Origin of the sequence: Cupriavidus sp. WKF15, from assembly GCF_029278605.1 — a bacterium.
GTDB lineage: Bacteria > Pseudomonadota > Gammaproteobacteria > Burkholderiales > Burkholderiaceae > Cupriavidus.
Window position 1 is genome coordinate 61,675 of the sequence record NZ_CP119572.1, and the last position, 20,266, is coordinate 81,940.

Annotated in this window: 20 protein-coding genes; 12 read left to right on the forward strand and 8 right to left on the reverse strand. The window is 66.1% G+C overall.

All coding sequences use genetic code 11. The features are described from left to right. Positions 1-95: 95 nt before the first annotated feature. The gene (locus tag CupriaWKF_RS00235) at positions 96-755 is read right to left on the reverse strand and encodes an isoprenylcysteine carboxylmethyltransferase family protein (RefSeq protein ID WP_276099060.1); all 660 of its coding nucleotides are present in this window, start codon (positions 753-755) and stop codon (positions 96-98) included. Positions 756-884: 129 nt separating this feature from the next. Further along, positions 885-2,531, reverse strand: coding sequence for a hypothetical protein (locus CupriaWKF_RS00240; RefSeq protein ID WP_276099061.1), 1,647 nt, complete (start codon positions 2,529-2,531; stop codon positions 885-887). 277 nt (positions 2,532-2,808) lie between these two features. Here CupriaWKF_RS00240 and CupriaWKF_RS00245 point away from each other — a divergent pair, with 277 nt between their 5' ends. After that, on the forward strand, positions 2,809-3,132 hold the full coding sequence (locus CupriaWKF_RS00245; protein WP_276100866.1) for a nucleotide pyrophosphohydrolase: 324 nt from the start codon (positions 2,809-2,811) through the stop codon (positions 3,130-3,132). 137 nt (positions 3,133-3,269) lie between these two features. After that, positions 3,270-4,148, forward strand: coding sequence for a restriction endonuclease (locus tag CupriaWKF_RS00250; RefSeq protein WP_276099062.1), 879 nt, complete (start codon positions 3,270-3,272; stop codon positions 4,146-4,148). A 174-nt stretch (positions 4,149-4,322) separates the two neighbouring features. Here CupriaWKF_RS00250 and uraH (CupriaWKF_RS00255) read toward each other — a convergent pair whose 3' ends face one another. From uraH (CupriaWKF_RS00255) to CupriaWKF_RS00265, 3 genes are read right to left on the reverse strand one after another with little or no spacing between them, the layout of a single operon-like run. Then, a complete protein-coding gene (gene uraH / locus CupriaWKF_RS00255; protein ID WP_276099063.1) occupies positions 4,323-4,658 on the reverse strand; it encodes a hydroxyisourate hydrolase in 336 nt (111 codons plus the stop codon). 31 nt (positions 4,659-4,689) lie between these two features. Continuing rightward, positions 4,690-5,196 carry a hydroxyisourate hydrolase gene (gene uraH / locus CupriaWKF_RS00260; protein ID WP_276099064.1) on the reverse strand — a complete coding sequence of 169 codons (507 nt, stop codon included), beginning with the start codon at positions 5,194-5,196 and terminating at the stop codon, positions 4,690-4,692. A 1-nt stretch (position 5,197) separates the two neighbouring features. Then, entirely contained in the window at positions 5,198-6,538 is a 1,341-nt protein-coding gene (locus tag CupriaWKF_RS00265) for an MFS transporter (RefSeq protein WP_276099065.1), read from the reverse strand. A gap of 405 nt (positions 6,539-6,943) precedes the next feature. Here CupriaWKF_RS00265 and CupriaWKF_RS00270 point away from each other — a divergent pair, with 405 nt between their 5' ends. Both CupriaWKF_RS00270 and uraD read left to right on the forward strand, forming a co-directional pair. Beyond that, complete coding sequence (locus CupriaWKF_RS00270) at positions 6,944-7,891, forward strand: LysR family transcriptional regulator (RefSeq protein WP_276099066.1); 948 nt, start codon at positions 6,944-6,946, stop codon at positions 7,889-7,891. A 127-nt stretch (positions 7,892-8,018) separates the two neighbouring features. Continuing rightward, entirely contained in the window at positions 8,019-8,546 is a 528-nt protein-coding gene (gene uraD, locus CupriaWKF_RS00275) for a 2-oxo-4-hydroxy-4-carboxy-5-ureidoimidazoline decarboxylase (RefSeq protein ID WP_276099067.1), read from the forward strand. Between the two features lie 30 nt (positions 8,547-8,576). On the opposite strand, the gene CupriaWKF_RS00280 is transcribed toward uraD, so the two are convergent. Beyond that, positions 8,577-10,376, reverse strand: coding sequence for a methyl-accepting chemotaxis protein (locus tag CupriaWKF_RS00280; RefSeq protein ID WP_276099068.1), 1,800 nt, complete (start codon positions 10,374-10,376; stop codon positions 8,577-8,579). 198 nt (positions 10,377-10,574) lie between these two features. On the opposite strand from CupriaWKF_RS00280, the gene CupriaWKF_RS00285 reads away from it, so the two are divergent. From CupriaWKF_RS00285 to CupriaWKF_RS00320, 8 genes are all read left to right on the forward strand, one after another. Further along, positions 10,575-10,742: a hypothetical protein gene (locus tag CupriaWKF_RS00285; RefSeq protein ID WP_276099069.1), complete on the forward strand. Its 168-nt coding sequence runs from the start codon at positions 10,575-10,577 to the stop codon at positions 10,740-10,742. A 145-nt stretch (positions 10,743-10,887) separates the two neighbouring features. After that, positions 10,888-12,102, forward strand: coding sequence for a DUF4382 domain-containing protein (locus tag CupriaWKF_RS00290; RefSeq protein ID WP_276099070.1), 1,215 nt, complete (start codon positions 10,888-10,890; stop codon positions 12,100-12,102). 154 nt (positions 12,103-12,256) lie between these two features. Next, positions 12,257-13,192, forward strand: coding sequence for a DUF72 domain-containing protein (locus CupriaWKF_RS00295; RefSeq protein WP_276099071.1), 936 nt, complete (start codon positions 12,257-12,259; stop codon positions 13,190-13,192). A gap of 36 nt (positions 13,193-13,228) precedes the next feature. Then, complete coding sequence (dbpA, locus tag CupriaWKF_RS00300; protein ID WP_276099072.1) at positions 13,229-14,647, forward strand: ATP-dependent RNA helicase DbpA; 1,419 nt, start codon at positions 13,229-13,231, stop codon at positions 14,645-14,647. Between the two features lie 149 nt (positions 14,648-14,796). Further along, the gene (locus CupriaWKF_RS00305) at positions 14,797-15,234 is read left to right on the forward strand and encodes a CBS domain-containing protein (RefSeq protein ID WP_276099073.1); all 438 of its coding nucleotides are present in this window, start codon (positions 14,797-14,799) and stop codon (positions 15,232-15,234) included. Between the two features lie 289 nt (positions 15,235-15,523). Beyond that, positions 15,524-17,089, forward strand: coding sequence for an MDR family MFS transporter (locus CupriaWKF_RS00310; RefSeq protein WP_276099074.1), 1,566 nt, complete (start codon positions 15,524-15,526; stop codon positions 17,087-17,089). A 91-nt stretch (positions 17,090-17,180) separates the two neighbouring features. Continuing rightward, entirely contained in the window at positions 17,181-17,819 is a 639-nt protein-coding gene (locus CupriaWKF_RS00315; RefSeq protein ID WP_276099075.1) for a glutathione peroxidase, read from the forward strand. A 135-nt stretch (positions 17,820-17,954) separates the two neighbouring features. Further along, complete coding sequence (locus tag CupriaWKF_RS00320; RefSeq protein ID WP_276099076.1) at positions 17,955-18,746, forward strand: MBL fold metallo-hydrolase; 792 nt, start codon at positions 17,955-17,957, stop codon at positions 18,744-18,746. Here CupriaWKF_RS00320 and gstA read toward each other — a convergent pair whose 3' ends face one another. Both gstA and CupriaWKF_RS00330 read right to left on the reverse strand, forming a co-directional pair. Beyond that, positions 18,747-19,373 carry a glutathione transferase GstA gene (gene gstA, locus CupriaWKF_RS00325; RefSeq protein WP_276099077.1) on the reverse strand — a complete coding sequence of 209 codons (627 nt, stop codon included), beginning with the start codon at positions 19,371-19,373 and terminating at the stop codon, positions 18,747-18,749. 133 nt (positions 19,374-19,506) lie between these two features. After that, positions 19,507-20,244, reverse strand: coding sequence for an aspartate/glutamate racemase family protein (locus CupriaWKF_RS00330; RefSeq protein WP_276099078.1), 738 nt, complete (start codon positions 20,242-20,244; stop codon positions 19,507-19,509). Positions 20,245-20,266 lie beyond the last annotated feature (22 nt).

Genomic DNA, 20,266 nt, shown 5'->3' on the forward strand with positions numbered 1-20,266 from the left:
ACCGCCCGGTGCGGACCCGCATGCCGGGTGGTGTGGCAGGGGCGCAGCCCGGATGGCTGCCTCCTATGCCGATTGGGGCCCCGTGCCGGGCGCGCCTAGTAGACCCCCGGCACCATCCTCCACGTCCTCGCGCAATACGCCTCGTACTCCGCCCCAAACTCCGACCGCAACATCGCTTCCTCTGCACGGATGCGCGCCACCAGAGGCGGGATCATCAGCAATGTCAGGATCACGCCTACGCCTGAGCGAAACGCCAGTACCCATCCCAGCGAGCTGATGACGAAGCCGAGGTAGCTCGGGTGCCGGATTACGCCGTACAGGCCAGTTGTCACCAGCTTGTGCCCGGGCTGGATCGCAACCAGCCCGCTGAATCGCTTGCCGAGGATGAACACGGGCACCAGCCTCAGTACGCCGCCCCCTGCGAACAGCGCCACGCCGATCCAGCGCAGGGTGTCGCCGTCGAGGATCCAGAAGCCAATCCGGTCATTCCAGGCAGGCACATAGCCGGAAAGCAGGCCGAGCACGCCAAACGCGGCGAGCACCCAGCGATTGCCGCGGTCTTCACGTTCGCCGCTGCTGATGTTGCCCTGGGAGAAGACGGCCACCACGGCCAGTGCCATGGTCGCTTCGGCCAGTACGATGCGCGCCGGATGGGCAAAGAAAGGGGCGAAGCCGCCCCAGCCGATCACCGGAAGGGCCAGGTAGGCAAGGGTGCCTGCCAGGGTGAAGACAGCCATGCCAAGGGAAGAACGCATGCCGGGCTCCGCCATGAGGAGAGTTCATATCCTCCAGCGTATGCCGTTTGGCCGCCGGTTGCAGGCACAGACCAGCGGCCGGGCCGGCACTGCCGCGCAGGCAGTGCCGGCAGGCCTTTGCGCTAGCGGTCAGGCACCGATTGCCTGCCGGATCGCATTCACGACCTGGTCGAACACCGACTGCCTGAACAGCGGAATGGTCCGCTCCATCGACGCCGGCTCGATCTCCGCATACTGCAGGCGGCCGTTGCGCAGCGCGATGGCAAGGCGGCCACCTTCCTCCACGAACGAGCTGCCGCGCACGCCAGAACCGGCAGGCAGGTCATCCGGGTTCAGCTTGATGACGAGGATGTCGCGGTTGCCCGCGTAGCGCTCCCAGCCGATCTTGTCACTGTCGAGCAGCACCTGGTTGCCCTGCACGCTGATCAACTGCGCCTTGCCGTTCGCGTTGAGCGTCAGCGTGGCCGTGCCGAACGGGATTGGGAGGCCGAGCACGTCATCCACGGACTGGTAGGTCCGGTTGGCGTCGCCGATGTAGTTGCAGTGCGGCACGCCGTCGTCGGTCACCGGAGTGCCGATCGCGCACGAATAGAGCGTCACCGACACCAGGTCACGCTCGTGCGAGACAACGCCGAGATACGCGTTGCTGTCCGCGGCGAAGGTGCCCGGGACGCGCAGCGCGAGCGTGTCGTCGATCCAGCCGGCGAGCGTGGCGCCGATGCCCTTGCCGCCCAGTTCCGCGCGGCGCACGACCAGCTTTTCGACAAGGCCGCTGTTCTGGTCCTGCACGGTTGCCTGGTTGCCGCCGATGCTCTGCACCAGGACAGGCCTGTTCTGGTCGGCTTCGCTCAGCACACCTGTCCACGTGCCGTCGGCACGCAACTGGTACTCGCTGGACCACGGGCCCGAAGGAATCCCATCGACCCAAACGTTCGAGGTGGCGTTGTAGTACTGATCCTTACCGGTCAGTTCGTTGCCGACCAGCGTGTAGCGGATTCGCAGCAGGGTCGGCGGGTTCGTGTAGGTGACGCCGTCAACGGTATACAGCGGCTCGGCCATCAGCGCCTTCAGGTCCACGTCGTCGGTGAACACCGGACGCGCGGCAAGCCTGTCCACATCGGCCTGCGTCACGGAGGCGAAGTCGCCGCCCTTTTCCGCGATGGCGTTCAGGACGCCGCGCACGGTGTCGCGGTCGGCGCTGCCGGACTTGGCGAACGACGTCACCTTGTCCACGACCTTGCTGGCGAATGCGCTGGCAGTGTTGTTGCCGCTGGCGATGTAGTCATCCTTGAGGTCGACCGATCCGCCCAGCAGCGCGATCACGCTGCGCTGGGCGGCCGCACGGCTCTGGCCGGCATCGACCAGCGCCTGCACCATGGTCGTCAGCGGGGTGACGTGCTGGCTGGTGGCGCCGTCGATCTCCGTGCTCAGCGTGAAGCTGGCCGGGAACGTGTAGTTCGGCCGCGACAGGTCCTTGGTGTTGGCATCGACCATGACGAGCAGTCGCTTGCCGATGACGTTGCCGTTGGTCACCAGGCCGAAGTTGCCGCTGCCGTCGGTCTTGGCGCTCGGTTCGCCGGCATCGCAGGCACCGTTGCCGTTCACGTCGACGCAGACGGTGGCGCCGACCAGGTAGCCGTCAATCGCCTTGCCGGTCAGGTTGGGCGTTGCCTGCGGAGTTGCCGCCGGCGTGGACGAATCACCGCCGCCGCAGGCGGCAAGCATCGCGGCGCTTGCCAGGGTGGCAAGCAGGGTTCTTGCGTGGAGAGTGGCCAATTGCTTTTTTCCTATGAAGTTGGTCAGGAGGACCGGCGCGGGGCAGCAGCCCGCGCAGGCGTGCGATCGCCCATTGGTTTTAGTTTTGGGTAAGGGGCAGCGGGCGAACCGTGGCTTTATCGGCGCTTCCGACGCGATCGGGCACCCCACATCGGAAGGGCCTAGCCATCACATTGATGGCGCGGGCAGAGGTGCGCGCGCGGCGGCACACGCAGGCAAGCCGGTCATGCCGTGGTTCAATACGGCTTTGCCGGAAAGACACGGAATGCCGCAGACCATGCACCTCATCGATATCAGGAACCTCCAGCAAGCCGCCATCGCGTTCGGTGAGGCGCGCGGCTGGGGCAAGTATCACAGCCCCAAGAACCTGGCCATGGCACTTAGCGTCGAGGTAGCCGAACTGGTGGAGATCTTCCAGTGGCAGACCGAAGAGGAGTCGCGCGGGATCATGTCGACGGACGAGCGCGCGCACGTGGAGCAGGAACTGGCGGATATCACCATCTACCTGACGCAGCTCGTGACGGCGCTGGGCGTGGACCTGGACGCCGCAGTGCGGGCGAAGATGGAGATGAATGCGAAGAAGTATCCGGCACCGCGGTAAGCCGACGGATAGCGGCTGACGCACATTCACTTCCCAGTGCGGCGATAATTGCCGCCATTCACCGCAATTCTTGCGGAGTTTGATTCCGTAGTGACAGAAGTCTCGCCACACGGTGGCCGTCGAAATGGGAAAACGCAATGGCAAGAAGAAAAAACGCAAGCGTCTTCGAAGATCTGTTCGGGCTGGCAGCGTTGCTGCCATGGTGGGTTGGCACTGTACTGGCCGTGGTTGCCTATGGCGTTTTGCATCGCTACGCCGTCGCGGAGATCCATGTCCAGGTACAGCCAGGTCAGATCGGGCAAATGGTTGTGGGGCAGATGACCAAGGCCTTGGCGACCTATGGGCAGTACATCGTGCCCTTCATCTTGCTGGCGGGGGCTGCCGCATCCTTTCTGAAGCGTCGCAAGCGCCGGGGGCTAGTCCAGGATGCGGCGTCGGATCGCTCCGGCGCCACGCTATGTGGATTGAACTGGCGCGATTTCGAGCTGCTGGTGGGAGAGGCCTTCAGGCTGCGCGGCTACGCCGTCGAAGAAACGGGCGGCGGCGGGGCGGATGGCGGCGTTGACCTCAGACTGCGCAAGGGCAATGAAGTGTTCCTGGTGCAGTGCAAGCAGTGGCGTGCCTACAAGGTATCGGTCACCGTGGTTCGGGAGCTGCTGGGCGCAATGGCGGCGGAAGGCGCGGCAGGCGGCTACGTTGTCACATCGGGTATTTTCACCACGGATGCGCAGTCGTTTGCGGAGGGTAGAAATATTCGTCTGATCGATGGAGCGACGCTGGCGAAATGGATCGAACACGCTCGCGCAGGCGGAGCCGTTAAGCGGCCTGGCGCCCCGGACGAACAAAGGCCTCCGGTAACGGCCCCGCCAGCCCCTTCGACTCAGTCGTCGGACCCGGCTTGTCCGCGCTGTGGGGGCTCTATGGTCCGGCGTATTGCAAAGCAGGGGGCAAATGCCGGCAATTCGTTCTGGGGTTGCGCGACATTCCCCAAGTGTCGGGGTGTGCGGGGACTCTAGGTGAGCGACGGGCCTGCCTCCCCACCGTCGCCTGCCTCCCTTCCATTCACAGCCTGCACCGGAGCGCGACCACGCGGATCTCGTGACGCCGGTTTGAATCAGGTGCCACAAACAAAAACGGGCGGACTCGACGAGCCGCCCAAGCGCAGAACCGCGCAGTAACACCACGAAATCCTAACTACCCCGATACGTCCCGAAGCTCCACGGCGAGCACAGCAACGGCACGTGATAGTGCTGCGCGGCATCGCCAATGGTGAAGCGCACGGGCACGATGTCGGCGAACACGTCCGGCGTCTTGAAGTAATCCGCGACCCAGAAGCGCAGTTCGAAGTCTCCGGTGCGCGCCTGCGCGGCGGGCAGCATCGGGGTGTCGGTGCGGCCGTCGCTGTTGGTGCGCGCGCGCGCAATGAGTTTGGGGGGCTGTGTGCCCAGGTCGAACAGTTCGATCTGCATGCCGGCGATGGGCTTGCCGAGCGATACGTCGAGCACGTGGGTGCTGATGCCTGCCATGATCGGTCTCCTTGTCAGCGGGCGGGCTGCATCAGCTGCCGCGATAGTAGTTGTAGCTCCACGGCCCGAACAGCACGGGCAGGTGGATGCGCTGGCTGGCGTCCGTCACGCGGAAGCGCACAGGGATCTTCGACAGGAACAGCGGCTGCGGCAGGTTGGCCTTGCGCGCGGCAAAGTATTCGTCGGCGTGCAGCAGCAGTTCGTAGGTGCCCGTACGGTAGGTGTCGCCGATCAGCAGTGGCGGTTCGCTGCGGCCATTGGCGGCCAGCGTGACGGTCTGCATATGGCGCGGCTGCCCGTTGTCGATCCGGTACATGTCCACGCGCATGCCGGCGGCGGGCGTGCCGTGCCAGGTGTCGAGGGCGTGCATGGTCAGGCGCGGGCTCAGGCCGCCTTGCTGCACCGGGCCGGTGGTCTGGTTGGGCGCGGTCTCGGCCAGCGCGCTGCCGGCCAGCAGGGCGCCGCCGCCCAGCGTGAGGGATTGCAGCGCAAAGCGGCGACGGCTGGCGTCGAAATTGGAATCATGCTGGTCGCGCATATCAGGCTCCACGCTTGCTGCCGAGCTGGCGGATGCCGACCACCACCAGCACCGCTGCCAGGATTTCGATCACGGCCACCAGGTACAGCCCGGAGGTGACCTTGCCGGTGGCGTTCTTGATCAGGCCCATCGCATACGGCGCGCCAAAGCCGGCCAGGTTCGAGACGGAGTTGATCAGCGCCACGCCCACCGCGGCGGCGCTGCCGGCCAGGTAGCGGTTGGGCAGCTGCCAGAACACGGGAATCGCGCTCATGGTGCCGACCAGCGAGGCGGTCATGGCCAGCAGGGCGATCACCGGCGACAGCGCATTCATGCCAAGCAGCACGGCCAGTACGGCCATGGCCACGCCACCGATCAGCGCCGCGCCGCTGAAGTGCCAGCGCACTTCATTGCGGCGGTCGGAATGCGCGCCGTTGGCGATCATGCCGATGGCACCGCACAGATAGGCCACCGCGGCAATCCAGCCAACCGCCATCGGGGTGGTGAAGCCGGTGTCCTTGATGATGGTCGGGATCCAGAACGTCAGCGTGGAGTTGGCGCACAGCAGGCAGAAGTAGATCGCGATCAGCAGCCACACCTTGGGGTTGGTGAAGACGCCGCGCCAGTCATGGCCGCGTTCGCCCATGGCCGCGTTGTCGCGCTTGAGGGCATCGAGCACCACGCGCTTTTCACTGTCGGTGAGCCAGCTGGCCTGCTCGGGCTTGTCGGTCATGTAGAACCAGGCAAAGATGCCGGCCAGCACGGACGGAATGCCTTCGATGATGAACAGCCACTGCCAGCCGTGCATGCCCTGCACGCCGCCCATCGAGGTCATGATCCAGCCGGCCAGCGGGCCGCCGAGCACGCCGGCGATGGCCGAGGCCGACATGAACGTGCCGAACGCCCGGGCGCGTCGCTCCGACGGGTACCAGTAGGTAAGGTAGAGGATCACGCCCGGATAGAAGCCGGCCTCGAACGCGCCGAGCAGGAAGCGCAGCGTGTAGAACTGCAGGGGCGTGGTGACATGGGTCTGCAGCATGCAGATCACGCCCCAGCAGATGGTGATGCGCATGATGGTCTTCTTGGCGCCGATCTTCTGCAGCAGCATGTTCGACGGCACTTCGAACAGGAAGTAGCCGATGAAGAAGATGCCGGCGCCGAGCCCGTACACCGCTTCGCTGAACTGCAGCGAATCGAGCATCTGCAGCTTGGCGAAGCCGATGTTCACGCGGTCCAGCCAGGCCAGCACCCACAGCACGCCAAGGAAGGGCAGCAGGCGCCAGGAGACCTTGCGGTAGACGCTGGCTTCGGCGTCTTCAGTCGCGCCGGCAAAGATCGGCACGCCTTGCTTCGTAATGGACATGGTGTCTCCTGTCTCGTCAGTTTGCGTCGTGCGGCCCGGCTGCCCGGAGGCGGGGCGGCGGGCGCCGTCCGTTTGGTTGGAAGCAAGTATAGGAACGGCCCGGCAAGGGGGAACGGGAGTGCTGGTATAGGCCCTATATCAGCATCGATATGGGGCGGAAAGCCTTATGTGGCGCGGGTTTGCGGGTGTTGGCGGGGCGCGTTCGCGGACCTATGGATTACCCTAGTCGGCGGGTTCATGGCCCGCGGACGGACATCGGTTCCGGGAAGCCCGGAGCGCCTGCGGGTTCGACCGCGTTGCCGTGCGGTGCGCGACACGCTACAAAGTGGCCATTGATGGACCGGGATAATGCGGTGATTGCATCGCCAGCCGCACCCGGCCGCCATCCTCGCCCAGGACCCGACCATGATCCGCGCCGACGACCCCTTCGATACCTACCTGCTGCGCGTGCTGTGCATCCTCATTGCCGAGCAGAGCGTCTCGCGCACGGCCATCCGCCTGAACCAGTCGCAGCCGGCGATCAGCTCGGCGCTCAAGCGGCTGCGCGCGATCTTCAACGACCCGCTGCTCACGCGAGAAAAGAATGTGATGGTGCCGACCGAGCGCGCCTTGCAGATCGCGCGCAATGCGCAGGCCGCGCTCAGCGCGCTGGACAACCTGCTGGTGTCGGACGACCGCTTTGATCCCGCCACCACGGAGCAGACCTTTACCGTGGCGATGCCCGATTACCTGGCGCCGCCGTTCTTCGCCCACGTGGTGCGCGAATTCCGCCGCGCGGCGCCGCACGCGCGCCTGGTGGCCATGCCGTTGAGCGCATCGTTCGACTACGAACAGGCCTTGTCGGAAGGTGCGGCGGACATTGTCATCGGCAACTGGCCCAACCCGCCGGAACACCTGCATTTGTCGGTGCTGCTGGAAGACGAGGTGGTCTGCATGGTGGCGCAGGACAGCGCGCACAACCAGCCCGGCAAGTTCACCGCGCAGGCTTACCTGGGTGCGGCGCACATCGTGCCCACGCCCTATTCGCGCGACCAGCGCGGCCTGGTCGATTCGGGACTGAGCACCATGCGCGTACACCGCGACAACCGCGTGAGCTGCCCCTACTTCAACCTCGCGCCGAGCCTGATACCCGGCACCGACCTGATCCTGACCACTGGTCGTCACTTTGCCAACTATCACGCACAGCATGTGCCGGTGGCGGTGCTCAGGCCGCCGATCGAGTTCCCGTTCATGCGCTTCTACCAGCTATGGCATCCGTCGCGCCATCGCTCGGCCGCCCATATGTGGCTGCGCGGCATGCTGACGGCTGCCTCGCAGGAGCTGCGCAATCTGCGCGACATGCAGCAGGCCTAGCCCTATCGGATTCTGTTATGCGACCTATAGGGCAGCGGGCCTCGCCGCTGCCCGGTGCGCTTCCTATACTCGCCCCGTATTCAACGCCATGCCTTGCCAAGCGGCGGGCTCTACGGGAGAGCAGTCCATGTCACAGTCAATCGATCTCGCGCCGGTCAACGCGCTGGACCAGGCGGGCTTCGCGCGCGTGTTCGGCAGCGTGTTCGAGCACTTTCCGCAGGCGGCGGCAGGGGCCTGGGCGCAGCGCCCGTTTGCGTCGGTGGCCGCGCTGCATGACGCGATGATGGACGTGGTGCGCAAGCTCGACGACCAGGGCCAGCGCGATTTCCTGAACCTGCACCCGCTGCTGTCCGGCGCCAACATCCGCGCGGGCACGATGACGGCGGATTCGAACGCGGAACAGAAGAGCGCGGGCCTCGATGCGATGTCGGCGCAGCAGGAAGCGTCGCTGGACCGCATGAACGCGGCCTACCTTGCGCGCCATGGCTTCCCGTTCATCATCTGCGTGCGGCACTACACGCGTGAAGGCATCTTCGCCGCGCTGGAGCGCCGCGTCGACCGCAGCACGGCAGTGGAGCTGGATGAGGCGCTGGCGCAGATCGCGGCGATTACGCGAGGGCGGCTCAACGCGCGCCTGAACGCGCTGGCGTCATGATTGCCGGGCACGCAGCCAGTGCCGGCTGACTCAACCGAGCCTGAACTGTCCCACCGCCCCCGCCAGGCTCGCCGCCTGCGACTGCAGCGCCGAAGCCGCGGCCGTGGATTGCTCCACCAGCGCCGCGTTCTGCTGCACCATCTCATCGAGCTGGGTCACGGCCTTGTTCACTTCCTGGATGCCGCGTGTCTGCTCGATAGCCGCATGCGTGATCTCGGAGATGATGCTGGTCACCTTCGAGACATTGCTGACGATCTCATTCATGGTCTCGCCGGCTCGCTGCACCTGACCCGAGCCGGTGGTCACGCTGCCCACGGTCGTTTCGATCAGCGTCTTGATTTCCTTGGCGGCCTGCGCGCTGCGTTGCGCCAGTGCGCGCACCTCACCCGCCACCACGGCAAAGCCGCGTCCCTGGTCGCCGGCACGCGCGGCTTCAACGGCGGCGTTCAGCGCGAGGATGTTGGTCTGGAAGGCAATGCCTTCGATCACGTTGATGATGTCCGCCACGCGCACCGAGGCGCTTTCGATTTCACCCATGGTGGTGATCACTTCGCCGATCACCACGCCACCGTCCTGTGCCACGCGCGATGCCGTGCCGACAGAATCCCTGGCCTGCTGAGCCGAGTTCGAGGACTGCGATACCGTTGCCGTGATCTCTTCCATCGAAGCTGCAGTCTGCTCGAGACTGGCCGCCGCGCTTTCGGTGCGGCGCGACAGGTCGATGTTGCCGGCGGCGATTTCCTCCGACGCCGCGCGTACGGATTCGCTCGCGTCGCGGATCTCGCGCATGACGGTACAGAGCTTGTCGGCAAAGGTGTTGAATGCCACGGCGATCTGCGCAACTTCATCGCGGCCGTCGGCGGGCAGGCGCTGCGTGAGGTCGCCATCGCCGGAGCCGATCGCGCGCATGGCATCGCGGATCTGCGACAGGCGCCGGAACGACACCGCCGTCACGGCGCCGGCGACAATCGCCGCCACGCAGGCGATGATGATGAGCGCCAGCACCGCGGCAACCAGCGCGGAGCGCATGCCGGCGGTGGCCTCCGACTTGTCCAGCGCGACGATCACCATCCAGTCGGAGTTCGGGATCTCACGCGCGCGCAGCAGCTTGGCGACGCCGGCGACTTTCACCTCAAGCGGCTGCGTCGCGCCGGGCAGCGAAGCGAGCTTGTCGGCGCCCAGTGCCGGCACCAGTTCCGACACCGGCTTGAGCGTGAGCTTGTCGTCGGGGTGCGCGACGATCAGCCCGTTCTTCGACACCAGCATGCCGAAGCTTGCCGGCGTCGGGCGGATCGCCTTGACGTTGGCGATCACGGTGTCCATGGCCACGTCGCCCGAGACAACGCCTTTCACGCCGCCGTCGCGCACCACGGGCGCCGCGAACGCGACCACCAGCTTGCCGGTGCCCGCATCGACATAGGGCGGCGTCACTACCGGCTTGCCGGCGCCGACGGCCTGCTTGTACCAGGGGCGGCCGGTGGGATCGTAGCCGGGCGGAATGCCGGCCGGGTTCGAGAACCTGGCGGTCTTGTCCGCGTAGCCGACGTAGACGTTGGTGAAGCCGCCGGCATCGGCGATCTGCCTGAGCGCGGCGTCGGGTTCAGGCTGCAGCACGGCGTCCTGCAGCGAGTTGATCATCTGGCTGTGGGAAGCGACCCAGTCGGTGATGGCGGCGGCGTGGCCGTTCTGCACGGCCGTGAGGCTGCTGTCGATCGCTTCGTTGTTGTAGCGGTTGGCGACGATCTGGCTGAGCGCAGCGTTGAGGGCCAGTGCGGCGACGACAATGGCCACGCATAGGGCCATGATCCGCGCGCGGATGGTGGTGAACATCGGGACAGTTCCTTCGTAGGGAATCGTTGGGGGCGTTTGAGCGTGGGGTCTCCACACCGGCAGGTAAACGGAGTCCGTTCCGCTGACTTGAGGCTGCCCGGCCGGTCATCGTGAAAATCGGCGCATGTTGCGGATTCAACACGCCAACCTGGTGCGCGATCCGGCACTTGATGCTGTCGTGAATGCGTGCATTCGCGAATGCAAGTCTCCCTTCACTGCATGATGTCGCAGGGCGCAATGCGTGACGATGCATTGCGTGCAACTGGCATTGCGCTGCAGCGCGATATCGCGGCGAGCGGCCATTGCACGGTCGATGGCGGCGCAGCAATTGCGTCGCCGCGCTGTGCTGCGCGCGCCGACGCATAAATCCTGCCAGCGGTAAAGTCTGGCTGAGCGGTCATGCAGGCAATAGACCACATTCCCTTACGGCTCATTACAAACACTTACAACGCTTATGCCGTCTGGCGCATATTCTGCGGTCACCCCACAACCAAACAGGTGGAGAGACACCGTGTCAGCTCTTTCTTTTTCTTATTCTTCCAGCGCATTGCGCATCGTCGCACTGGCCGGCGCCCTTGGGCTGGCAGCATGCGGCGGCGGCGGTGATGGTGGTGGCAGCGGTGGTGGCCAGGGAACGCTGAACGTTTCCATGACCGACGCGCCGTCTTGCGGCTTCGACCACGTCTTCGTGACCGTCAACAGGGTGCGCGTGCATACCGACGCCAATGCCGATCCCAACGGTAGCGGCTGGGTCAATATCGATGTGTCGCCCGCGCGCAAGATCGATCTGCTGTCGCTGACCAACGGCGTGCTCACCACGCTGGGCCAGACCGCGCTGTCGGCTGGGAACTACCAGCAGATCCGGCTGGTGCTCGACGCGAACACCGGTGGAGGTGCGGCTGCGCTGGCCAATTCCGTCGTACCTACCGGTGGAAGCGAGCAGACGCTGGATACGCCGAGCGCGGTGCAATCGGGCATCAAGATCAACCGGCCATTCACGGTATCGTCCGGCACGCTGACCGACCTGGTGCTGGATTTCGATGCCTGCAAGTCGGTGGTGAAGCGTGGCAATGGCAGCTTTGGCCTGAAGCCGGTGGTGACGGCGGTACCGACCGTGGTCAGCGGCGCCGTGACCGGCGTGGTGGCTTCGGCCCCGGGCGCAAGCGTCTATGCCGAGCGCAATGGCGTGGTCGTGAAGGCCACGGTGGCGGACGCCAACGGCAACTTCACGCTGTCGCCGATCGAGCAGAGCAGCACTGCAGGTCCGGTGGATGTGGTGGTGGTGCCGGGCTCCGCCAATGGTCGCGCCACGGGTATCGTGCGCAGCGTGCCGGTGGTGGCAGGCGGCAGCACCGCGATCTCGACCTCTGCGTCACCGATGTCGCTGCCGACTTCGACGTACCGCCGGGTCTCGGGGACGGTGTCGCCGGCATCTGCCGAAGCGACGTTGCGCGCGCTGCAGCTGGTCAGCGGCGGTACCTTCGAGATCGCCGCGACGGCTGCCGCTTCCGATACCGGTGCCTACAGCTTCTTCCTGGCCGCGCCGGCGCTGCCGGTTGCCGCGCCGGTGATCGGCACGTACCAGGCAGCGCTGCCGATTCCGCTGCAGCCTGACGCTGCCGCAGGCGGCAAGTACGGCGTGCAGGCCACCAGCTCCACAGGCGTGGTGAAAACGCAGCAGGTGGATGTGAACGCCGCCGACGTGGTTCAGAACTTCTCGTTCTGAGCGAAGCCAGCAGCGGTCTGAAGAGCCGGAAGGGGCGCAAGCCTGCTTCCGGCTTTCTTGTTGTTGGCCTCTCTTTTGCAGCTTCGTGTTTTCGTTTCCGCTGGCCGTGGATTCCCGCTAGACTTTGAGTCTCGCGTCCCCGGAGTATCGCGCCATGGCAGCACGTACCGCGGGCAGGTCCGCCGCCAAGCCAGATGAGTCGCCAGCCTCTGCACGGCAGCCCGCTTCGCGGCGCAAGGCCGGTGCGTCAGGCACGGCCGATACCTTGATACGCGTCGGCATCGGCGGATGGAGCTACGCGCCGTGGCGCGACAACTTCTATCCCGAAGGGCTCGCGCAGTCGCGCGAGCTTGAATACGCGAGCCGCCACCTGACGGCCATCGAGATCAACAGCACCTATCACGGCACCCAGAAGCGCACGTCCTTCGCCAAGTGGCGCGACGAGACGCCCGATGATTTCGTGTTCTCGGTGAAGGCCTCGCGCTTTGCCACCAACCGCCGCGTGCTGGCGGAATCCGGCGACTCGATTGCGCGCTTCATCGACAGCGGCATTGCGGAACTTGGCCCGAAGCTCGGGCCGCTGGTCTGGCAGTTCGCCCCGACCAAGCAATTCGACGCCGAGGATTTCGAGGCCTTCCTGCAGTTGCTGCCCGATTCGGTGGAAGGCGTGAAGCTGCGCCACGTGCTCGAAGTGCGGCATGACAGTTTCATGTCGTCTGAGTACCTGAAGCTCGCGCGCAAGCACAAGGCCGCGACGGTCTACACGGATTCGCCGAAGTTTCCGTCGATCGCGGACCTGACCACGGACTTTGTCTATGCGCGCCTGATGGACAGCAGCGAGAAGCTGAAGACCGGCTACGGGCCCAAGGCGCTGGATGCGTGGGCCGGGCACGCGCATACCTGGGCCGCGGGCAAGGCACCGGCGGAGCTGGAGCAAGTGGAAGACAAACAGCCGGCGGCCACGCGGCGCGAAGTCTTCATCTTCTTCATCAACGGCGCCAAGGAACGCGCCCCGGCGGCCGCGCAGGCATTGCTGTCGCGCCTGGGGTGGGAGCCGCGGGAGCCGGTGCCGGTGAAAAAGCGCGCCTGAGGGCGGTTGTCCGAAACCCCGTTGCTACAATCCGGCATGAACGAAAACTCCCAATCGCCGCAAGCCGGCGCCCCCGCCGCGGATTTTTCCGCCCTGTCCCTGTCGCCGGCCATGCTGGCCACGCTGGCCCAGCTCGGCTATGACGAGATGACGCCGATCCAGGCCGCCAGCCTGCCCCTGACGCTTGCCGGCCACGACCTGATCGCCCAGGCCAAGACCGGCAGCGGCAAGACCGCCGCGTTTGCGCTGGCCCTGCTCCACCGGCTGGACTCGCGCCGCTTCGACGTGCAGGCCATGGTGCTGTGCCCCACGCGCGAGCTGGCCGACCAGGTCACGCAGGAAATCCGCCGCCTGGCGCGCGCCGAAGAGAACGTCAAGGTGCTGACGCTGTGCGGCGGTTCGCCGATGCGCCCGCAGGTCGACAGCCTGGTCCATGGCGCGCATGTCGTGGTGGGCACGCCGGGCCGCATCCTGGACCATATCGACCGTGGCAGCCTGGAGCTGTCCGCTATCAGTACGCTGGTGCTCGACGAAGCGGACCGCATGCTCGACATGGGCTTCTTCGACGACATTGCCTACGTCGCCAGCCGCTGCCCGCGCGAGCGCCAGACGCTGCTGTTCTCGGCCACCTACCCGCCCGGCATCGACAAGCTGACCCAGAAGTTCCTGCGCAAGCCGCAGGAGGTCAAGCTGGCCGAGCGGCACGACAGCACCAGCATCCGCCAGTATTTCTATGAGGTCGACGAAGGCGAGCGGCTGGGCGCCGTGGGCCGCCTGCTGGACCATTTCCGTCCGGCGAGCACGCTGGCGTTCTGCAATACCAAGGCGCGCTGCCGCGACCTGGTGGACCTGCTGCGCGCGCAGGGCTTCCAGGCGCTGGCCCTGCACGGCGACCTGGAGCAGCGCGACCGCGACCAGGTGCTGGTGCAGTTCGCCAATGGCAGCTGCTCGGTGCTGGTGGCCACCGACGTGGCCGCGCGCGGACTCGATATCGCGCAGCTCGAAGCGGTGATCAACGTGGAAGTCACGCCCGACCCCGAAGTCCACATCCACCGCATCGGCCGCACCGGCCGTGCCGGCGAGGAGGGCTGGGCCTTCAGCCTGGTCAGCATGGACGAGATGGGGCGCGTGGGCAACCTGGAGCAGCACCACGGCGGCGAGTTCGAATGGCATGCGCTGGCGGAACTGCGGCCGGCCAGCAACGAGCGGTTGCTACCGGCCATGGTCACGCTGCAGATGCTGGGCGGGCGCAAGGAAAAGATACGTCCGGGCGACATCCTCGGCGCACTGACGGGCGAGGCCGGCTTCACCAAGGAACAGATCGGCAAGATCAACGTGATGGAGATGTCGACCTACATCGCGGTGGATCGCGCCATCGGCCGGGAAGCGGTGCGCCGGCTCAATGCCGGGAAGGTCAAAGGGAAGAAAGTGAAGGTGAGGATGCTGACGGAGTGAGCAGTCCACGGGCCACCGCATAGTTTCGCTCAGATCTGACTTCACGAAGATTCGTGTAAGTCACCCTGTAACGGCGCCCGATCCTTTGCTAATCTGGATGGACATGGCATTTCTGCCGCAGCGCATGATCGACAGAAGAGGAGTGGGTGATGACAACCGCACGCCAGGTCGTAGAGTCCAAGCCGAGCCAGGCCATCTTCAGCATTCCGCCCACGGCGACGGTGTATGCCGCGCTGCAGCTGATGGCGGAAAAAGGCATCGGTGCCGTGCTGGTGATGGAGCATGGCAAGATCGTTGGCATCCTGAGCGAGCGCGACTATGCGCGCAAGGTGATCCTGATGCAGCGCTCGTCACGAGATACGCTGGTGCGCGACATCATGACCTCGTCGGTCATCTATGTCAGCGGTGACCAGACCACCAACGAGTGCATGGCGCTGATGACCAAGCATCGCATGCGCCACCTGCCGGTAATGGACGGCGAAGAACTGATCGGCATGCTGTCGATCGGGGACCTCGTCAAGGACATCATCTCCGAGCAGCAGTTCATCATCGAGCAGCTCGAGCACTATATCCACGGCGGCCGCTAGCTGGCCCAAAAAGCGGTGCGCACCTCGCGCACCGCTCTTCCGCTCATCTGCCTTCACGTGCCTGATCTGACACATTCGGTCGGACGCAAGCGCGTTCCGGACCTGTCGTGTTGATGCACTGACGCACGCGCGCCATATGCGATACCGGCATATAATTATGCGGTTACTGAATTCGTGATTCCGGCCGTCTGCCGCGGCAGACGCCGCGCGCCTGGACTTCCGGCCGGCCAGTCCCCTGCTTTGTTGCCCGCTTGCGGCCGTCTGGCTGCGTGCCTGCTGTTGTCTCCCCATGTCCTCGCTTACCCCGGCCAGCAAGGCCAACGCTTCAAGTCCCATCGCCCCCGCCCACGACCACCACGCCATCATGCGCGTCATTGGCGGCATCGTGCTGTGCATCCTGCTCGCGGCGCTGGACCAGACCGTGGTGATCCCGGCCGTGCCGGCCATTGCCAATGACCTGAACGGCTTCGGGCACCTGTCGTGGATCGTGACCGCGTACCTGATCACCTCGACCGTCGCCACGCCGCTGTATGGCAAGCTGTCCGACAGTTTCGGGCGGCGCCGGCTGCTGATGGTGGCGATCACCTTGTTCATCCTGGCATCGGTCGCGTGTGCGATGGCGCAGTCGCTGGGGCAGCTGATCCTGTTCCGCGCGCTGCAGGGCATTGGCGGCGGCGGGCTGATGTCGCTGGCGCAGGCCGCCATTGCCGACGTGGTCGCACCGCGCCAGCGCGGGCGCTACCAGGGCTATATGGCCACGGTGTGGGCGGTGGCGTCGATCGCCGGGCCGCTGCTGGGCGGCTGGGTGTCCGACAACCTGTCCTGGCGCTGGCTGTTCTGGATCAATCTGCCGCTGGGCGGGCTGGCCATGCTGATGTGCTACCGCGGCCTGGCCATGCTGCCCGCGCGCGGCGGCCGCGCGCGCGTGGACTGGCTGGGCGCCTTGCTGCTGGCCGTGGCCATCGTCGCGTTCCTGCTGGCGATGAGCTGGGGCGGCGATGTGTTCGACTGGCTGTCGCCGCAGCTTGGCCTGCTGGCATTGCTGACGGTGGCCGCCGTGGCCGCGCTGGCCTGGCAGGAGCGCCGCGCCGCCGACCCGATGCTGCCGCCGCGGCTTTTTGCCAACCGCGCCTATGTGATGGGCGTGGCGGCTTCGGCGCTGGCCGCGCTGAACATCTTCCTGTGCATCTTCGCCCTACCGCTGCATTTCCAGCTCGTGCGCGGCGCCGATGCATCGATGTCGGGCCTGCTGGTGATGCCCTTCCTGCTGGCCACCGTGGCGGGCAATTTCATCGTGGCGTGGCTGGCGCCGCGCGTGGGCCGCATGCGCGGCATCCTGACGGCTGGATTCGTGGCTGGGGTGCTGGGCCTCGCGGTGCTGGCGCTGTCCACGCCCGCCGTGCCGCTGGCGGTGGTGCTGCTGGCGATGACTGTGGGCGGCACCGGCCTGGGCATGACCATGGTCGGCACGCTGATGAGCGTGCAGAACGTGCTCGAGCGCCGCGACACGGGCGCCGGCACGGGCGCGCTGCTGGTGCTGCGCTCGCTCGGCAGCGCGCTCGGCGGCGCACTGGCCGGCACGCTGCTGACGGTGGAATTCCGTCACGCCACGGCTGCGGCCGGTGTCACGCAGGCGCTGGACCTGGGCGCGCTGCGGCATGGCAGCGAAGCGCTCGCGCAGTTGTCGCCGATGGTGCGGCAGGTGCTTGCCGCGGGCGTTGAATCGGGCTTTCAGCTGATCTTTGCCGTAGGGGCTGTGGCGGCCCTCCTGGCACTGGGCATCGTGCGCTGCATGCCGGACCTGGAACTGCGCGGCAGCGTCACCGAACACGCCGCCACGCTGGCCATGGACTGAGCGGCCGGCCGGCGGCAAGCCCGGCATCGGCGTAAACTATCGCGTACCCGATACAGCGAGCCGTCCCGATTCCCGAGACAGGAGACTCCGCATGACCCGCCGTCACACCGCCCTCGCCGCTTCCGTTCGCCCTGCCATGCTTGCCGCGGTGCTTGCGCTTGCCGCTGCCAGCGCTGCCCTGCTGCCGCACCCCGCCCGTGCCGCCGACAAGCCAGCCGCCATCCCGGCCGCCGCACCGGCCGGCAACTGCCCGGCCTCGCTCAATTTCCAGTTCCCGCGCCTGCAGGACGAAGCGCCGCAGGACCTCTGCCAGTACACCGGCAAGGTCGTGCTGGTAGTCAATACCGCGAGCTATTGCGGCTTCACGCCGCAGTACGAAGGGCTCGAAGCGCTCTACGCCAAGTATCGCGATCGCGGACTGGTGGTGCTGGGGTTCCCGTCCAATGACTTCGCGCAGGAGCCGGGGTCGTCCAAGGAAATCGCCGATTTCTGCTACAACACCTACGGCGTCAAGTTTCCGATGCTCGGCAAGTCGCACGTGCGCGGCGGCGAAGTCAATCCGATGTACGCGCTGCTGGCCAGGGAAACCGGTACTGCGCCGAAATGGAATTTCTACAAGTACCTGATCGACCGCAGCGGCAAGGTCGTGGCCAGCTACAACAGCATGACCAAGCCCGATGACAAGCAGTTCGTGGCGAAGATCGAACAGTTGCTGTCCAGCCCGCGTTGAGCGGTCCGTACCTGTCTTTCGCTTGCGACAGCCCGGCCATGGCCGGGCTGTTTTGCTTACGGAAATTGACCTGCATCAAGCTCCCATTGTTGCCCGCTGATTAACGTCGCCGCTTTCAGATGGCGGAGCGCGACGATGGGCATCACCTTGTACGACGCAGACGGACACACCTGCCTGATGTTTGCCGACCTGGTCGAGGAAGCGCATGGCGAGGTGGTGCAGACCAACCAGTTCCTGGTGGTGGACCATGGCCACGGCGCGCTGATCGATCCCGGCGGGAACATGACCTACAGCGAGCTGTACCTGGCCATCAGCCGCTACTTTCCGCCCAAGCAGCTTGACTACGTCCTGGCCTCGCACGCGGATCCGGATATCGTCGCCTCGGTCGGGCGCTGGCTGACGGGGTCGGATTGCCAGGTGCTCATCTCCAAGGTCTGGGCACGCTTTCTTCCGCATTTCTGCCAGGCGGGCAAGACCGCCGGCCGCATCGTCACGATTCCCGATGCCGGCGCGCATATCCCGCTGGGCCGCGGTTCGCTGCTTGCCCTGCCGGCGCACTTCCTGCACTCGGAGGGGAATTTCCAGTTCTACGACCCCGTCAGCAAGATCCTGTTCTCGGGCGACCTGGGTGCTGCCATGACGAGCGCCGGCGAAGCCGGCACCACGGTCACGGATTTCGATGCCCATGCACCGCGCATGCTGCCGTTCCATCAGCGCTACATGAGCGGCAACCGCGCCTGCCGGTTGTGGGCGGCCATGGCGCGAACGCTCGACATTGACTGGATCGTGCCGCAGCACGGGCCGTCGTTTCGTGGCAAGGCCATGGCGGCGCGCTTTATCGACTGGGTCGAGAACCTGCAATGCGGGCTGGACCTGCTCACGCCTAACCACTACCGCGTGCCGCCAGCCCGCGCCGCGATGGCCTGATCAGTCGCGGACCAGGCCTTCCGCGCGCATGGCTTCCTGCACGGCAGGGCGCGCGGCAACGCGCGAGAGGTATTGCTGCAGCGACGGGTAGGCCGACAGCGGCATCATCAGCATGCGTGCCCAGCCCATGATCGTGAAGCAGTAGGCATCGGCCACGGTGAAGGTGCTGCCGGTCAGGTACTCGCGGGACTGCAGGTGGCGGTCGAGTTCGGCGAAGCGCAGCTGCAGCTTGGCCTTGCACGCCTGCGCCGTGCTGTCGGCGGTTTCCTTGTGCCACAGCCACGGGCTGAACACCTTGTGCAGCTCGGTGGAGACCAGCGTGAGCCAGCCGTTTGCTTCGAGCCGCTCGCGCGTGCCGGCAGCCGGCAGCAGCTTGCGCTCGGGCACCAGGTCGGCGATGTACTGCAGAAGTGCCGAGACTTCGCTGTGGCGCGAGCCATCGTCAAGCTGCAGCAGTGGCACGTAGCCGCGCGGATTGATCGTGTAGTAGTCGTCGGTGCCGTGCTCGGCTTCCACCAGCTTGTGGTGGATCAGGTCGACCTTGGCGAGCGTGACGGGCAGGCCCGCTTCACGCAGGGCGATGTGGACCGCCATCGAGCAGGCGCCGGGGGAATAGTAGAGCTTCATCAGGGTGTCCTATGTCGCGTTGGGCGGCCACTGCATCATGCAGTGGCCGTGCAGGCAGTCTAGGACTCGCCCCGGTGAGAGGCAATGCGCAGGGGCGCGGAGCGGCCCTGCAAATTTGCACAGGGGCGTGCGCTCAGGCGAGCAGTTGCGCGAGCGCTGCCGGCAGGCCCGCATTGGGCTTGCGCGGCGGGCGCGCGAAGCTGCCTTCGCGCGTGGTGCCGGCCTGCAGCGCGACCAGCGATTCGCAATGGCGCACGGCGCTGCTGACGCCATCGACGACCGGCACCGGAATGCGGCCCTTGAGCGAACGCGCCAGTCCCGCGAGCGGCGCGCCGGCGACGATGATCACGTCGGCGCCGTCTTCGCGCACGGCCTGCAGGCTCAGTTCTTCCAGGCGCGCGGCATGGTCTTCCTGCACGCTGCCGATATCGCGCAGCGGCTCCTGCAGCGAACGGATGCTGGCCAGGCGCGAGGCGAGCCCGTTGCTGGCCACGCATTCGCGATACCACGCCTCGATCCGATGCGAGATCGCAATGATCGAGAAGCGCTGGCCCAGCAGGCAGGCGCTGGCGAGCGCGGCTTCGGTCATGCCGACCACGGGCACGTCGAACAGCTCCTTGAGGCCGGCCAGGCCCGGGTCGCCGAACGCGGCGACCACGAGGCCGTCGAACTTGCCGGCATGTTCGGCGGCCGCGCACGCGGTGGCGTAGCCGCCGACCAGCGCTTCAAAGCGCGTTTCGATATAGGCCACGCCGAACTGCGCGGTGGCCATGGTGATCTGCGTTTCGGGCGCGGCGGTGCGCAGGGCTTCCGCGTGGATCAGGTCGGTGACCGACTCGCTGATGTTGGGGTTGACGATCAGGAGATTCATGTTGGGTTTGCGATGGATTCTG